This window comes from Campylobacter suis (assembly GCF_905120475.1).
GTDB classification, from domain to species: Bacteria; Campylobacterota; Campylobacteria; order Campylobacterales; family Campylobacteraceae; genus Campylobacter_A; species Campylobacter_A suis.
The window spans coordinates 219807-236275 of record NZ_CAJHOE010000001.1 but is presented as its reverse complement, the minus strand read 5'-3'; the positions used below and the strand labels follow the sequence as shown (position 1 = coordinate 236275).

Genomic DNA, 16469 nt, shown 5'->3' with positions numbered 1-16469 from the left:
AGAAAAAATGAGTATGAAAAAAGTTGGGCTTTTTGCCTTAAGTTGCTTGCTTTTAGCAGGTTGTGCGGTAAAAAACAAGGATGCTATGCTAGACGCACAAGTGGCAAATGAAGCTGTTGATGAGAGCAAAGCGCTCATACTTTTCTTGGTTGATTCGTCTGAGTCGATGTTAAAAAATGACCTTGACGCAAATATCACTCGCATGGATGCAGCACAAAAAAATTTAAAAGATATAGTTCAAATTCTAGATCTTAGCAAAGCAAATTTGGGACTTATAAACTTTGGCGATAAATGTGAAGTAACAAATAGCATAAAAGCTACTGGCAACACAAACTACTTCACAGCAAAAGTTGATAACATAAAAGCAGATGGCTATACTCCGCTAGCAGATAGCATAAAAGCTGCAAATTCTATCATCAAAGAGCGTAACGGTAAAAATGTACACATAGTACTTTTAAGTGACGGACTTGAGACTTGCGGTGGTGATCCAAAAGCTCAGATGAGCCAGCTAATCAACGATAATCCAGATGCAAAGATAAGTGCTTTTGTATTGGGTTATGATGTTGATGATTTTGCTAAAAATCAGCTTAAAGATCTACTAAGAGGCGAAGGTAGATATTTTGATATTGCTGATACAAGAGAGATGTCAAATGCCCTAAACGCTATCGTAACACAAACCGAACTAAATAGTGATGGCTGGGAAGATGGGGTTTATAACTTTGGTATAAATTTTGACCTAAATAGCGATGTTATAAAGCCTGAATTTTTTGAAAATGTTCAGAAATTGGCTGATTATATGCTAAAAACTGGCAACACAATGCAAATTCAAGGTCACACAGATAGTACAGGGCCTGATGAACTAAATCAAGCGCTATCTGAAAGAAGAGCAAATTCTGTAAAAAATAAGCTTATCGAGCTTGGCGTAGATCCTAGCAAATTAAGCGCGGTTGGATATGGGGAGTCTCAGCCAAAAGTTGATAACACAACAGCCCAAAATAGATATATAAACAGACGCGTAGAAGCGCACAATGTAAACTAATTTACCTGGGAGCTCTCCCAGGTTTTCTAACCCTTAACAAATCAACATTTAAAACACTTTTTGATACAATATCAAAAATTTTAAAGGAGTAAAAATGGCAAAAGATGCAAATGGAAACGAACTAAAAGATGGGGATAATGTAACTCTCATAAAAGATCTAAAGGTAAAAGGCGCTGGCTCAACTCTAAAGCGAGGAACAATGGCAAGAAATATACGCCTAAGCGATAATGATAAAGAAGTTGAGTGTAGGATCGATAAAATGGGCGTCATAGTCCTAAAAACAGAATTTTTAAAAAAGGCTTGATAGGCTAAGATTTATTTTATGCCTTGAATCAAAAAGCCAAATATCACATACTTGCCAACTTTACTGGTTTTGCTAAAGTAGAAAAGTATGATTACCAAAAGCGAGCAAAAATGACAGATGATTTTTATATGCAACTAGCCATAAATGAGGCTTGGAAGCATCAGCTTTTAACCTATCCAAACCCAGCTGTTGGGTGCGTAGTGCTTGATAAAAATGGTAAAATTTTAAGCATTTCATCACATAAAAAAGCTGGCTTTATGCACGCTGAGCCAAGTGCCATCTTACAAGCACTTTGCACTATTTCTAGTGAGTTTGCAAGCTCATTTTTGCGTGAGTATCAAATGAGCTTTGAGTTAAAAAGCCAAAACATCACTCAAACGCTAGAAAATGAAAACTTAGACGCTAAATTTTGCTACGATTTTATACTTAAAAATCACTCAAATTTATTAAAAGGTGCGAGCGCTTATGTCACGCTTGAGCCTTGCTCACATCACGGCAAAACCCCACCTTGCGCTAGTTTGATAGCAAATTTAGGTTTTAAAAGAGTAGTTATAGCAAACTACGATGAGAATGAGATCGCAAGTGGCGGTGTAAAAATTTTAAAAGAGGCTGGCGTTGAGGTAGTGTGCGGGGTTTTAAGCAAGCTTGGTAGTGAGCTTTTAGAGCCATTTATGGCGTGGCAGAGTGGAAATTTTAGCTTTTTTAAGATAGCTCTTAGTGCAAATGGCGTAGCCACAGGTGGTGTCATATCAAATCAAGCAAGCCGCACCCATATGCACGCGCTGCGCTCGGTTTGCGATATGCTAGTTATCAGTGGCAACACCGTTCGTATAGATCGTCCCACACTTGATACAAGACTTACAAAAGACGGCAAGTCGCCTGACATTCTTATCTACTCGCGCTCGAAAAATTTTGATAAAAGCATACCGCTTTTTGGCGTGAAAGATCGAAGTGTGAGTATAAGCGATAGTCTAAAATCAGCCTTTGATAGAGGGCTTGTGATGTTTGAGGGCGCTCAAGGCTTGCTAAATGCACTACCTAATGAAGTAAAATGGGTGCTAGTGTATCAATCAAGCACGTTAAAAAACGCTCAAAATTTAATATCTGAACGCACATTTGAGCCGCTTCATAGTGTGAAATTTGATGATGACACAGCGACTTGGTATAGGATTAGATAAGCCTCTGTCCGCCCACATAAAGCCTTAATGCGCGCTTTGTATGAAGTATGAGCTGGGTTACAAGCGCACTCTCTTCTATCTCATCAAAGCCAGCAAATACCGCGATGTCGACTAATTTTCCCGCCTTTAAAACGCCATTTTCTAGCCCAAGCGCTTGCGCTCCGCCCTTTGTGGCTGCTAAAAATATAAATTTTGCCATGCTATTTAGCTCGCTCGTTTGATGGGTAAAGAGCACATTTCTAAGCTCGTCAAACATATTTAAGCTTATGTTTGAGCTAAGCCCGTCTGTGCCGATATTGAGGCTTACATTTGCTTTTTTTAGCTTGGCTAAATTTAGCGCACGCTTGCCAAGTAGTCTGTTTGAGCTAGCGCAGTGCGTGACACTGTGAAGCCCGCTTTCAAACGCACTAAAATCGCTCTCGTAAACACAGTGCGTAAATAGCGTCCTAACCCCGCTAAACATCGAAAAATAGCCCTCTTTTGTATAAAGTGGCTTTGGATCTGGGGTGAAGCGCTTAAGGTGTGATCTAAACTTACCCGAGCCATTTTTTAGCCACCTTTGCTCGTGTAAGCTCTCCATAAAGTGCGTGGATATGATTAGATTTTTGGCTTTGGCAAATTTTATAGCCATTTTGGCTAGTTTTGGATGGATGGAGTAAGGTGCATGAAGCGAGATGGCTGGGGCGAAACGCTCGTTTTGATAGCGAGAGCTTTGTAAAAATCGTTCATTGAAAGCCTTGAAATTTTGCTCTGCGTAAGCCTCGTTTGAGCCTAAAATTTCGTTAAAACATACAACTCTTGCTTGTGAGTTTGCTAAAATTTTTAAGTCCTTGCCAAAGCTAGATATCGCTCCTATCGTGCCTACACCGCTTGCTAGCATGGAGTTTAGCGAGCTTTGCATTATCTCATCATCACACGCTAGCTTTGCGCCATTTTCTACGATCGAGCCAAGCCAAGCGATAAAATCGCCATAAATTAGCTGAGTTTTGTTTGCACTAAACTCAAGGTGTGTGTGCGTGTTTATGAGAGCTGGAGTGATGATGCAGTTACCTAGATCGCTGAAATTTGCACCTTTAAAACGCTGTTTTAGTTCACTCTCATCGCCGATAGATAAAATTTTATCATCAAAAGCTATGCAGGCATTTTTATGGATAGTGAAATTTTCATCGCAGGTGATTATAAATTTTGCTTTTAAAATTTGCATATTTACCCTTTTTTCTTTGGGTAATTGTATCAAAACAGGGCTAAAAATAAGTAAAAAGTGTGAATAAAGGCGGAATTCCGCCTTTTAATTAGTTTGCACGAGTTGCAGCGTCTGGTGTAAATAGTGGTTTATTCATAAGTTTAAACGCACCGATAAACTCTTGACCTTTTGGACTTGTTACCCATTTGATGAAGCGATCAGCATTTTCTATATCTGTTTTAGCGCAGTGTTTTGGGCTAACTGCTATAACTGAGTAGAAATTTTTAAGATCAGTGTCGCCTTCATTGATGATGACCATTTCAGGGTTACCGTTTTTGTTGCTTTCATATTTTATATATGTGCCACGATCTGTTAGAGTTACGCCTTTTTGCTCAGCAGCTGCGTTGATAGTAGCTATCATGCCTTGACCAATTTGAGTGTAAAAGCCCTCTTTTTCAGGTACTTCGCCGATAGCTTTTTTCCATAGACCTTTTTCTTTATTGTCTGTACCTGATTTATCGCCGCGTGAGACGAATTTGATATTTTGGGCTTTGATTAGCTCAAGTGAAGCTTTTAGATCTTTGCCTTTAAATTTATCTGCGATTGACTTATCTGCGATTAGAACGAAGTCGTTATACATTACAGGTTTGCGCTCTACGCCGTAACCCTTTTCAACGAATTCTTTCTCTACTTTTGGTGAATGCACGAAAAGTATATCAGCGTTGCAGTCTTGTCCTAGTTTTAGTGCCGCACCTGTGCCAACAGCTGTAAATTTCACATCCACACCAGTATCAGCCTTATAAACCTCAACCATCGCATCTAGCAAGCCAGTATCAGCCGTGCTTGTAGTAGTAGCCATGTTTAAATCAGTGTCAGCTGCAAACATCGCAGAAGCCAAAACTAGCGAACTAAGTAAAATTTTTTTCATATTCTCTCCTTGTATTTGGGTTGGTTTTAAAAATTTTCTGCTATTATAGCATATTAAGTTAACATTATAATAATACACAAAAAGGAATATTTATTGGATTTCATTTTAGATGGAATTTTAAGTGCTTTTGGACTGCTTTTTAATGGGGACGAATCAACCTACTCAGCCATCTTTGCCACACTTAAAAGCTCTAGCGTATCAATCATTTTAGCACTTTTATTCGGACTTCCGATGGGTTTTATTTTGGGATTTTACAAATTTGCTGGATTTAAGGCATTAAGGCTTATTAGCGATACCATGCTTGCAATGCCAACAGTTGCCATCGGGCTTATTATCTACGCCTTTATCACGCGAAATGGACCACTTGGAGAGCTGGGGCTGCTTTTTACCCTAAAAGCCGTAATGCTCGGACAGTTTGTGCTAGCACTGCCCATTATTGTTTCACTAAGTGCTAGCGTAGTTGAAAATATGGATGAAAAGCACCGCCTAACTATAATGTCCTACCGCCTAGAGCCACTTGAATGCGCACTATGCGTGCTTTATGAGCTTCGCTACTCGCTTATGGTGGTTGTTGCCACCGCTTATGGACGCATCGTTGCTGAAGTTGGTGTAGCTATGCTAATAGGCGGAAATATAAAGTACTTTACCCGCACTATCACAACCGCCATCTCACTAGAAACAGGTAAGGGCGAGTTTAACATGGGTATTGCCCTAGCCCTTGTGTTAATCGCCATAGCTTTTGGCGTAAATTTATTAATTCATGCACTAAAAAGGCTAGATAGATGATAGAAATTTCAGATCTAAAATTTCAATACAAAAACTTTAATGTGCTTGATATTAATAGTTTGTGCATAAATACAAATGTAACAACTGCGCTTTGTGGCTCAAACGGAAGTGGCAAAAGCACACTTTTAAAGTGCATAGCTGGACTTTTAAAACCAAAAAGTGGCAGTATAAAAATTTGGGGTAAACCTGTATCTAAAATGAGTCAAAATGAGCTAAAAAGCATAGCCATCATGCTACCAGAGCCAAGCCTTTTAAAAAGAAGTGTGAGAGAAAATTTTAAATTTGCCCTAAAAAGCGCAGGAGCACAGGATAAATTTAATGAGAGAACGCAAGAAACGCTATCGCTTGTAGGGCTTGATGAGAGTTTTTTAGACAAGAGGCACTTTGAGCTAAGCTCAGGGCAAAATAAACGCGTGGCATTTGCTCTGCTTTTAAGCCTAAGAGCAAGATTGAATTTACTTGACGAGCCTACAAATGCCGTTGACCTAAGCACGGCTCGTCTTTTTAGTAAAGCCATCGAATACGCTAAAAAGGAGTGGGGGTCAAATTTCATCATCGCGAGCCATGATGAAAAGTGGTTAAGTGCGATAAGTGATGAGAGTGTATTTTTACACAATGGGCGGGTTAGTGAATTTGAGTTAAAAAATATCTATGAAGCAAGCAATGGTGTTATAAATTTTGGCGAATTTAGCCTTGTTTTGCCACAAAATTTACAAAATTCAAAAAAGGTTGCCATAAATCAAAATTTAGTCCACATAAACCAACCAAATGCAAATTTTAGCGGTATATTACATTCAGTATCTCTTTACTACGGCAAAAACGCCCTTGTTAAGATAAAGGCTGGCGACTTTTTGATTAAATGTGTTATAGAGGCTACTCGTATCAAAAAAGAGGAGCTTACAACTGGTAAAATAGTAAATTTTAACATCGATGAGCGGGCTTTTTTAAGCATAGAATAGTAAAATAATAAAAAACAAATAAGGATAAAAATGATACAAACTTGCCTTTTCCCAGCCGCAGGATATGGCACTCGCTTCTTGCCAGCGACTAAATCTTTACCAAAAGAGATGCTTCCTATACTCACAAAACCTTTAGTGCATTACGGTGTTGATGAGGCTCGCGAGGCTGGCATGGATAGTATGGCATTTGTTGTTGGGCGTGGCAAGAGAGCTTTGGAGGATTATTTTGACATTAGCTATGAGCTTGAACACCAAATAGCTGGCACAAGCAAAGACCCACTACTTGCTGATATTCGCGCCCTTATGGATAGCTGCAAATTTTCATTTACTAGACAAAATGAGATGAGAGGTCTTGGGCATGCTATATATACTGGAAAAACACTTGTGCGTGACGAAGCCTTTGGTGTGATACTAGCAGATGATCTTTGCATAAATGAACACGGGGAAAATGTCCTTTCTCAGATGGTTAAAATTTATGAGCGCTACCGATGTAGTATAGTTGCAGTAATGGAAGTTCCTATGGAAGCAACAAAAAGTTACGGAGTTATAAGTGGGCGAAATATCGAGAATGATCTTATGATGGTTGATGATATGGTTGAAAAGCCTGAGCCCGCTAATGCTCCAAGCAACTTAGCGATAATTGGCAGATATATCTTAACACCAGATATTTTTGATATATTAGAAAGAACAGAGCCAGGAAAAAATGGCGAAATTCAAATCACTGACGCACTAAAAATACAGGCAAAACAGGGTATGGTTTTAGCATACAAATTTAAAGGTAGGAGATTTGACTGTGGCTCTATAGAGGGCTTTATAGAGGCAACAAATTATTTTTATGAGAGAGAATATGGTAAAAAATAACTTTTTCTTTAACCTTGCTAAAAGTGCTGACATATCAGCTTTTGCTACTCGCATAAACGATGAGTTTGCAAGTGGTGAGGTTGGATACTATCATCTTCCATCAATCGCAGCTGAAATTTTAGAACAGACAAAAAAGTATGAAAAAAACCTTTATAATATAAAAAATATCGTACTTGTAGGCATTGGCGGAAGTAGCCTTGGAGTAAAAGCTATACATACTATGCTTGATGTAAAAGAGCCAAAAAGAGAGCTTTTTTTTCTTGATAATGTAGATCCACATACATTTTTAAGCGTTACTAGCAAGATTAATTTTAGTGAAACTCTATTTATCATAAGCTCAAAATCAGGCACCACAATAGAAACCATAAGTTTGTTTAAATGTCTACTAGAGCTTTATAAGCCAAGCGATATGTCTAAAAATTTTATGGTCATAACAGATCCAAATACAAGCCTAGAAGCTTACGCAAAAAGTAAAAACTTACCAGTTTTTAACATCCCAGAAAATGTTGGTGGTCGCTTTAGTGTGCTAAGCGCGATTGGCATAGTGCCACTTATGCTTTGTGGATATGATGTAAGGGCTATTTTAGATGGTGCAAAGGCATGTCAAACACGCTATATAGAGCAAGGTGATGATAGTCTAGTCGCAAAGGCTTATCACTACGCTATACACCGAAATGCTGATATAAATGTCATCTTTAGCTACTCTGATCGCTTTTTTGAATTTAATGACTGGTATGTCCAGCTTTGGGCAGAAAGCCTGGGCAAGAAAAAGGGATATAAGCGTATTGGACGAACTCCTATTGGGCTTATTGGGAGTCGCGACCAGCATAGCTTTTTGCAACTCATAATGGACGGAATGAAAGATAAAACAATAACTTTTATAAAAATAGCACAAAATGAGGCTATAAAAATTCCAAATATCTCACTTTCTGGACTTGAAAGCTGTGACTTTGTGGCTGGACTTGAGCTTGCAAAGCTACTTAATATGCAGTGCGATTCGACTATAAAAGCTCTTGTACAAGAGGGTTTAAGTGTCGATGTTATAGAGCTTGACAGGCTTGATGAGTGGCACATAGGATATCTCATCTACTACTATGAGCTACTAACTTCAGCTACTGGAATAATGCTAGGCATAAACACCTACGATCAGCCAGGTGTTGAGATTGGTAAACGCATTTTAAAAACAATGCTTTTAAAGTAATTTTTCTTAAAAGTAAGGTGGTAAATTTACCCCTTTATCCCTTTTTTTAACTTTCGCACTAAAAATCTAGCCGAGTGTAGCTCGTTAAATAGGGACTTTTCTATGCAAAGAGGTCTACCGGTTATTAGATCGCAAAGCAGTGTCGCCCCAAGAACAGCCGTGCCAAGCCCTCTTGAACCATGAGCAAAATTTACAAAAACATTTGGCTCATAGCTAGCTCTTAAGGCACTTGGTTTTTTCTTGCTCCAAAAAAGATCACCAAAATCACGCATATAAGCTGCTTCATCATGCAATGCTCCTATGATAGGAAAACGATCTGAACTATAGCTTCTATACCCTACTCTTGAGCCTAAAATCTCTACTTTGCTAAGGTCGTTTTTTTGTATTTTTTGGGATAAATCTTGAATTAAAAGCTCGCTTATTTTTTCTAAATTTTCAGTATCATCACTATCTCTTGGCAGGTCATAAATTTCATTTCTAGAGTATGTTGCGCCTACTACTTGAATGCCATCTTTAGCTGGCGTGATATAACCTTTTGCACTCAGTGCAGCCGATATATCAAGTATCTTATCAACATGAGTTACTTGACCTCGCACCGAGCTTATGGGTAGGTTTTTGAAAATTTGCACACTATGACTACCTGTTGCAAAGATCAAAATATCTGTTTGCACGCTTTTTTGTCCATCAAACTTAACGCTTATTTTACCACTTTTAAGGTGTTTATGGCTTATGTATCGGTGCTTAAAAAGTATATTTTGCCCGCGGGCTGCTTTTTTGCACATCTTTTTAGGGCGAGCAGTCGCTCCATCTTTTATAAATACCGCTGGATAGGGTCTTGCCATCATATCAAAAGAAAAAATTTCATCATTGATGCCCTTATGTAAAAAATATCTACCTTTTAGCATATCATCAAAAGCAAATTCCCAAGCGCCGCTAAATTCTATCTCTTTTTTACTCATCGTATTTTTATAAAAATTTACGGCTTGCAAAAAGGCATTTATATGCATACGACCAAGATTTACATCTGGTTTTGTTAAAAGCGGAACAAGTATGCCGCAGTGATTACCAGAGCCGTTTGTAGCTAGCTCTTCATGCATCTCTGCGATAGTAGTTTTAAAACCAAGAGCACTAAGCATAAACGCGCTCACACACCCAGCAACACCAGCGCCTATTATCAGTACATTTTTACCATTTGAAGGCTTAGGGCGGCTAAAATACGGCTCTTTGATAAGCTCGCTCTTTTCATTTAACACAGCATGACTCATCTGACGCTTTTTGGCATAACCTTTACGAAGCTCTAATAAAAAACCAGATAAGGCAAAATTTTCACGCACGATTTTTGCACAAGAGTATGTTCTGGCAATAGCTTTTAATCTACTAAGGCGAGCTATCTGATTAAAAATTTCAGTGCTCCACATAGTTTCATTTTTACTTGGTGCAAATCCATCTAAAAACCAAACATCAGCTTGAAAATCAAGCTCATTAAGCATTAAGCTTGCATCGCCAAGGCAAAGATCAAGTGTTATATTTGAAGCAAAATTTATACGATGTATGCCAGCAACACGAGGTGGTAAAAGTTTTGCAAGGCGAGTTGCATCTTGTTTTAGCGTGCCAAGTTTAGCATAGATTTTAACCATATCCTTAGCATCCATTAAAAATGCCTCTACGCTTACAAAGTGTAGCTTTTTAGAGCTATTTTTAAATTTTTGACAAAGATTTAAAAAATTTAGTCCAGCCCCAAAGCCAAGCTCAGCTACAATAAAGCTATCTTGGTTATCCCAAATTTCATCAACTGCACTAGCAAAGACATATTCACTCTCAGCCCTTGCGCCGTCAGTATTAAAATAAATGTCGTTAAAATCCTCACTATAAGCTGTATCGCCCTTAAAACTTAGCCGTGGCTTTTTCATCTTTGTGTCTAAAATTTGTTGTTTCTAAAATATGCCGCTACACCGTCAGCTATACCCTTTGCAAGGGCATTTTGATATGCATCCTCATACAACCTAGGTCCTTCAACTGGATGTGTGATATAGCCTATCTCTACTAAAACTGCCGGCATAAGCGCGCCCACAAGCACCCAAAAAGGCGCCTCTCTTACTCCACCATCACTCACGCCCTTATATCTTGCTCTAGTGTTTTTTAATAACTCACGCTGAACATCGATAGCCAGCTTATTTGAAGCGATAATCTTTTCACGGTTTAAGAAATTTAAAAATGTTTGTTGAGAGAAATAGTTCATCTCTTCGATATCAGATTTATTTTCAAGTGCGGCGGCATTTTTACTACGCTCAGAGCGTGCTGGTGATAGGAAAAATGTCTCGATACCATCCATAGTTTTAGCCTTAGCGGCATTTGGGGCGGCATTTGCATGTACTGAGATGAAAAGATCAGCCATTTTGTCATTTGCAAATTTTGTCCTTGAACGAAGATTTATAAAAATATCTGTGTTTCTAGTAAAATAGACCTTGTGTCCTTGCTTTTGAAGCTCCTTAGCAAGTTTTTTTGAAACTGCTAAGACGGCTATTTTTTCCTTTAAATTTCCATTTACTGCACCAGGATCATTGCCCCCATGCCCAGGGTCTATGACAACCACAAGAGAAGGTATCTTTTTGTTTGAATTTACGGCTAAAGGAGCTTGTTTTGTCTGGCTTTGCTGCTTTGGTTTTGTTGTAGCTTTGTCCTTTATGGAGCTGCTTTGCTTTGCGTTATTTACAAATTTTTTATTTGTTAAGATAAGCATATTTCCAGCAACTTGTATATCGATATTGCTTTGAGATGTATCACTAAATACTATACGAACCGTGCTTTTATCAAACTGACCTATGCGTATCTCATCAACTAAAAAATTTTTATAAGTAAGGCCCTTGCCATTTAAAACGCCTTTTATGTCTATGACATTTCGGTATTTATTGTTGTTATTTAGGGTAAAAATTTTAAGCTCATTTGAAGAAATTTCTTGATTGAATTTTAGGTTTAAAACATTATCACCTTTACTAGCGCTAAGTAAATAAAGCCGACTAGAGTTAGATGGCTTACTTTGGCTAGAGTTTTTTGTGCCACTTATGCGACCACCTAGTTTTTTTAGGTCATTTTCATATCCACTGGAGTTTAGCCCAAGTGCCTTTGAGCTTTGAATAAGGCGGGTAAGAGTTTGCATTTTTAAAGCATTATCACTCTTTAAAATGGCGTTCATATAAAGCTTTTTAAGATCCTCATGAATTTTTGTCTTTACATTTTTTGAGCCACCATCAAAACTAGTATCAAATCTCTCAATGGCAGAGCTAGCAAATAGCGACAAAGCCATTAGCAAAAGGATAAAAATTTTACGCATTTTCACCATGAGTAAGCTTTTTTATAAGCTCTTTTACGCTTATAATCTCTTTTAGTTTATATCCATTTGCCCCGGTAAAAAATAGCCCTGTTTCTTTTACGCCACTAAAAGCATCAAATAAGCGGTCCGCGATACAATACCCAACCTCTTTTGCCTCTTTGCCACGCTGGCATGGGGCTACGCAGTTGCTGATACATTGAATTTTTGGCGCTAGTTTCTTTTCTATAAGGGAAAATAAATTTGTATTTATACCACGAGCTGGGTAGCCAACTGGGCTTTTTATCAGCTTTATATCCTCTTGCTTTGCCTCTATTAGCATTTGTTTTAAATTTTCATGCGCATCACACTCATGTGTACCTATAAACCTTGTGCCCATTTGAACGCCATCTGCACCAAGCTCAATAGCCTTTTTGATATCTTCTTTATCCCAAATTCCACCCGCTGCAAACAATGGAAAGTCGCCCCACTCTTTTATCTCAGCTTTTACTTGAGGGATTAACTTTTCAAGCTGATACTCAGGATCTAGGCACTGTTCATATGTAAAGCCCTGATGACCGCCACTTAGCGGACCTTCAAGCACAACTGCATCTGGTAGGCGGTTATAGCGTTGCTGCCAGCGTTTGCAAATGATTTTAAGGGCTTTTGCAGAACTTACTATGGGGACTAGCGCTACATGTTTAAAATTTTGCGTAAATTCAGGTAAATTTGTAGGAAGACCTGCGCCTGAGATGATGATGTTAAAACCAGCCTCACAGGCATCTTTTACAACCCTTGCATAATCATTTGCCGCATACATGATATTTACTCCTAGCGGCATATCCCCACACTTTTTGCGAGCATTGTCTATGATAGCTTTTAAGCCTTCACGAGAGTAAAAATTTTCACTGCCTAGGGGTTTTAAGTTTAATTCTTTGCTGATATGAGCACGGTTTTCATAATGTCCAGTACCTACCGAGCTTATAACACCAAGCGCGCCTTCCATACTAACTGCTGAAGCAAGCTTGTCCCAGCTGATACCAAGCCCCATGCCACCTTGAATGATTGGAATTTTTATCTCGTATTGACCTATTTTTACTGGCTGAAGTTGCATTATTTTACCTTTAATTTTGCAAATTTTTTCTTGCCTACTTGCAAGACATATTCGCCTGCCTCAAGCTTAAGCTGCTCATCTTTTATCTTTTGTTGATCTATGCTAACGGCGTTTGCTGCGATATCTCTGCGAGCTTGTGAGTTTGTTGGAGCTAGCTTGCAAGTACTAAGAGCCTCCACTATCCAAGCAGGTGCGCTCATCTCAAAGCAAGGCATATCACTTGGCAATTCGCCACTTGCATGCACGCTGTTAAACTCATCTCTTGCCTTTTGAGCCGCCGCTTCATCATGATAGCGAGCTGTGATCTCAAAAGCAAGGTCTTCTTTTGCCTTTTTAGGATGATACTCGCCTTTTTCAACGGCTGTTTTAAGGGCTAAAATCTCATCATTTGACTTTGCACTAAGTAGCTCATACCAGCGCCACATAAGCTCATCTGATATGCTTAAGGTTTTAGCAAACATATCATTTGCATTATCTGTCACGCCGATATAATTACCTAGACTTTTACTCATCTTATTTACGCCATCAAGCCCTTCAAGAAGTGGCATCATGATGACAGCTTGCTCTTTGCCGACATTATAAACGCGCTGAAGGGTGCGCCCCATGAGAAGGTTAAATTTCTGATCCGTTCCGCCCATCTCGATATCGCACTTCATCGCGACACTATCATATCCTTGAAGTAGCGGATACATAAACTCGCTTATGCTTATCGGAGTGCCCGCTTTTAGTCGCTTTTCAAAATCATCGCGCTCTAGCATTCTAGCTACTGGAAAAGTGCTAGTAAGCTCTATAACGCCAGCAGCGCCTAGCTCGTTAGACCATGTTGAGTTAAACATTATCTTAGTTTTGCTTGGATCTAAAATTTTAAAAACCTGCTCTTCGTAAGTCTTGGCATTTTTCATAACAGTTTCGCGATCTAGCTTTTTTCTAGTTGCTGACTTGCCACTTGGATCACCGATCTGCCCTGTAAAATCGCCTATTAAAAACTGGATAATTGCTCCGTGCTTTTGCAAAAGTGCCATTTTAGCTAAAACAACAGAGTGCCCTAAATGAAGGTCTGGAGCCGTTGGGTCAAAGCCCGCTTTGACATAGAAATTCTCACCCTTTTCATAAAAATTTTTTATTAAATTTTCTACGCGTTCCTCATCTATCATCTCGGCAACACCGCGTTTTATCTCTTGCATTATCTTAGCCAAGTCAGCCATTTTCTCTCCTTTTAGTTATTATGATAGGGATCATTTAATGACACAAAGTCAATAACCTTAAAACGATCTCTAAGCTTATCGCGAACATCGTTTGCATCGATATTTTCAGCAATCTCAACACTCATTACAAAAAGCTCGCCAGCTACATCAGTACTCTCATTTAGCTTAATGGTCGCTAAATTTACATCAAGCCTTGCTAAGTAGGTTAAAAACTCAGCCAACGCACCCTTGCGATTTTCTAAATTTAAGATGATTTTGTAGCGATGTGGGGCATTTCTTGTCCATTTTACAAATATCATCGGTACGCGTTGCTCCATCAGTTTTGCTGAACGCTCACAAAGCTTATGATGTACGCTCACGCTATGTCCATACTGAAAACCTATGATACTGTCTCCCCTTTTTGGGTTGCAACAATAATCAAACTCGACACTAGAAATTTTATGGTTTGAGTATATCACAATATTTTCAAATTTTTGTTTTTTTACCTCATATTTATCACCAAGTCCTAGTAAAAATGGGCGTTCTTTACGCACATTTTTTTTAAGCATACTTACAACATCTTTTAAAAATACCGAATCCGTAGCTATCTTGTGCAATTTTTTAGTTAAATTTTCACTCTCACACCATTGCAAAACTTTTGCCTTTGGCACATCAAATATATTTACCAAAATATCAACGGCGGCATTGTGATTAATATCTTTTATCTTTTGCTTACAATACGAACGAATGGTAGCCCTAGCCTTTCCTGTGCGAACGCTACTTATCCACGAACATCGGTATTTTGGCTCATCATCAGTTACTATACGAACTATGTCGCCATTTTTTAGTTCAGTCAAAAGGGGCATTTTCACTCGGTTTATGTAAGCCTCTTTTGCATAAAGTCCAATCTGAGTATGCACCTCATAGGCATAATCAAGCGCAGTCGCACCTCTTGGCAGGGTAAATATCGTACCTTTTGGCGAATAAACAGCTATATCTTCTATATAAAGGCTATCTTTTGCATACTCATAAAGCTCTTCTGGGTTATTCTCAGCCTCATTTTGCATACTTATGTCGCTTAACCAGTCAAGCTTTGGATTTAACAAGCCCTCTTTTCCGTTTTTATACTTCCAGTGGGCGGCGACACCGTATTCTGCTGTTTTGTGCATATCATAGCTTCTGATTTGTACTTCAAATATACTTTTATCATCAAATATCGTTGTATGTATCGTCTGATAGCCGTTTTGCTTTGGAAGCGCCACATAGTCTTTAAATCTTGATATGAGAGGACTAAAATTTATATGCAAATTCCCAAGCGCAAGATAACAGCTTTGTGGGTCATTAACCAAAATTCTAATCGCCAACAAGTCAAGCACCTCTTCGATAGAGATACCCTTGCGTTGCATTTTTAGATAGATAGAGTAGTGGTGTTTTATGCGTTTTTGTATCTCAAAACTACCGTCACTAAAACCATTTTGTAGTAAAAGTACTGAGACTTTGTCGTAAAATGCGTTAAGTTTAAGTGCAAGTTGCTGCTTATGCTCATTTAAGTAACTATCTATTTTTTCATACTCTTGCGGCAAAACATATCTAAAACTCAGATCTTCAAGCAAATTTTTTATCGATGAAATTCCAAGTCTATGGGCTATGGGTGCATAAACCATGAGCGTCTCTTCGGCTATACGCTTTTGTTTTTCAGGTTTTAAAGCCTGAAGTGTTAGCATATTATGCAATCTATCACAAAGTTTTACGACTAAAACTCGTACATCTTCTATGGATATAAGAAGCATGCGACGAAAAGTTAGCGCCGAGTTTGCCAAGCGTTCGTTACTATCAGAACTTACGAGCTTATCCTCTCGGATACTAACAATCTTTGTAAGCCCTTCAACAAGCTTTGTTACCCCATCACCAAAATTAGCTCTAATATCAGATAGCTCTGTGCTCGTATCTTCAACAACATCGTGTAAGATAGCAGCCATAAGCATATCTTCATCACCGCCCATATAAGCGACGATCGATGAGACTAAGATGGGGTGTATAGCATAAGGCTCGCCACTCTTTCTATACTGTCCTGCATGCGAAGTAACACAATAATCTATCGCCTTTTCTACTTGAGCAGAAACAGGAAACAGTGAAAAAAGAAGCTCCTTAGCCGCCTGAACGCTACGACAAAGTCTTATCTCTTCGATCAGCTCATCTATAAAGATGTTATTTTTCTTCAACAAATGCCTCTAAGCCGATCTTGCCTTCAGCCACTTCAAGTAACGCAATGTCTGCAAATTTCATCTTGCTTGTATCAGCTGCAACCAAAACATTTGCGCCATTAGCAAGTGCTTCGGCACGCTTTGCAACGATAAGCGAAAGCTTATATCTGTCATCTCCAACTTGTTTTAGTGCTCTTGCTGTTATTTGTTCTGTTCTCATT

Annotated in this window: 14 protein-coding genes and 1 pseudogene; 7 read left to right on the top strand and 8 right to left on the bottom strand. The window is 38.7% G+C overall.

Translation table 11 applies throughout. From position 1 onward, the window contains the following. Positions 1–7: 7 nt before the first annotated feature. From LQV35_RS01215 to ribD, 3 genes are all read left to right on the top strand, one after another. Positions 8–1039, top strand: coding sequence for an OmpA family protein (locus tag LQV35_RS01215; protein WP_230056050.1), 1032 nt, complete (start codon positions 8–10; stop codon positions 1037–1039). Between the two features lie 94 nt (positions 1040–1133). Next, positions 1134–1343, top strand: a complete 210-nt coding sequence (locus LQV35_RS01210; protein WP_230056049.1) for an alkylphosphonate utilization protein — start codon at positions 1134–1136, stop codon at positions 1341–1343. A gap of 110 nt (positions 1344–1453) precedes the next feature. After that, entirely contained in the window at positions 1454–2521 is a 1068-nt protein-coding gene (ribD, locus tag LQV35_RS01205) for a bifunctional diaminohydroxyphosphoribosylaminopyrimidine deaminase/5-amino-6-(5-phosphoribosylamino)uracil reductase RibD (RefSeq protein ID WP_230056048.1), read from the top strand. On the opposite strand, the gene mqnF is transcribed toward ribD, so the two are convergent. Then, the gene (gene mqnF, locus LQV35_RS01200; RefSeq protein WP_230056047.1) at positions 2514–3725 is read right to left on the bottom strand and encodes an aminofutalosine deaminase family hydrolase; all 1212 of its coding nucleotides are present in this window, start codon (positions 3723–3725) and stop codon (positions 2514–2516) included. The two genes, ribD and mqnF, sit on opposite strands and share 8 nt — an antisense overlap. Positions 3726–3813: 88 nt before the next feature. Further along, positions 3814–4632 (bottom strand): tungstate ABC transporter substrate-binding protein TupA, encoded by an 819-nt coding sequence (tupA, locus tag LQV35_RS01195; protein ID WP_230056046.1) that lies wholly within the window; start codon positions 4630–4632, stop codon positions 3814–3816. Between the two features lie 93 nt (positions 4633–4725). Between tupA and tupB the strand changes: the two genes are divergently transcribed. From tupB to LQV35_RS01175, 4 genes are read left to right on the top strand one after another with little or no spacing between them, the layout of a single operon-like run. After that, positions 4726–5418 (top strand): tungstate ABC transporter permease TupB, encoded by a 693-nt coding sequence (gene tupB, locus LQV35_RS01190; protein ID WP_230056045.1) that lies wholly within the window; start codon positions 4726–4728, stop codon positions 5416–5418. Continuing rightward, positions 5415–6377: a tungstate ABC transporter ATP-binding protein TupC gene (gene tupC / locus LQV35_RS01185; protein ID WP_230056044.1), complete on the top strand. Its 963-nt coding sequence runs from the start codon at positions 5415–5417 to the stop codon at positions 6375–6377. The genes tupB and tupC overlap by 4 nt, the downstream gene beginning before the upstream one ends. A gap of 30 nt (positions 6378–6407) precedes the next feature. Then, positions 6408–7238, top strand: a complete 831-nt coding sequence (galU, locus tag LQV35_RS01180; protein ID WP_230056043.1) for a UTP--glucose-1-phosphate uridylyltransferase GalU — start codon at positions 6408–6410, stop codon at positions 7236–7238. After that, positions 7225–8439, top strand: a complete 1215-nt coding sequence (locus LQV35_RS01175; protein WP_230056723.1) for a glucose-6-phosphate isomerase — start codon at positions 7225–7227, stop codon at positions 8437–8439. The genes galU and LQV35_RS01175 overlap by 14 nt, the downstream gene beginning before the upstream one ends. A 26-nt stretch (positions 8440–8465) precedes the next feature. Here LQV35_RS01175 and mnmC read toward each other — a convergent pair whose 3' ends face one another. From mnmC to LQV35_RS01145, 6 genes and pseudogenes are all read right to left on the bottom strand, one after another. Further along, positions 8466–10349, bottom strand: coding sequence for a bifunctional tRNA (5-methylaminomethyl-2-thiouridine)(34)-methyltransferase MnmC2/FAD-dependent 5-carboxymethylaminomethyl-2-thiouridine(34) oxidoreductase MnmC1 (gene mnmC, locus LQV35_RS01170; RefSeq protein WP_230056042.1), 1884 nt, complete (start codon positions 10347–10349; stop codon positions 8466–8468). Positions 10350–10357: 8 nt separating this feature from the next. Beyond that, positions 10358–11155: pseudogene (locus LQV35_RS09185) on the bottom strand (N-acetylmuramoyl-L-alanine amidase family protein); the annotation flags it as partial. A gap of 607 nt (positions 11156–11762) precedes the next feature. After that, positions 11763–12860: a nitronate monooxygenase gene (locus LQV35_RS01160; RefSeq protein ID WP_230056040.1), complete on the bottom strand. Its 1098-nt coding sequence runs from the start codon at positions 12858–12860 to the stop codon at positions 11763–11765. Further along, complete coding sequence (gene tyrS / locus LQV35_RS01155) at positions 12860–14065, bottom strand: tyrosine--tRNA ligase (protein ID WP_230056039.1); 1206 nt, start codon at positions 14063–14065, stop codon at positions 12860–12862. Before tyrS ends, LQV35_RS01160 begins: the two co-directional genes overlap by 1 nt. An 11-nt stretch (positions 14066–14076) precedes the next feature. Continuing rightward, on the bottom strand, positions 14077–16266 hold the full coding sequence (locus LQV35_RS01150; protein ID WP_230056038.1) for a RelA/SpoT family protein: 2190 nt from the start codon (positions 16264–16266) through the stop codon (positions 14077–14079). After that, positions 16253–16468, bottom strand: a complete 216-nt coding sequence (locus tag LQV35_RS01145) for a DNA-directed RNA polymerase subunit omega (protein WP_230056037.1) — start codon at positions 16466–16468, stop codon at positions 16253–16255. Before LQV35_RS01145 ends, LQV35_RS01150 begins: the two co-directional genes overlap by 14 nt. Position 16469: the final 1 nt, after the last annotated feature.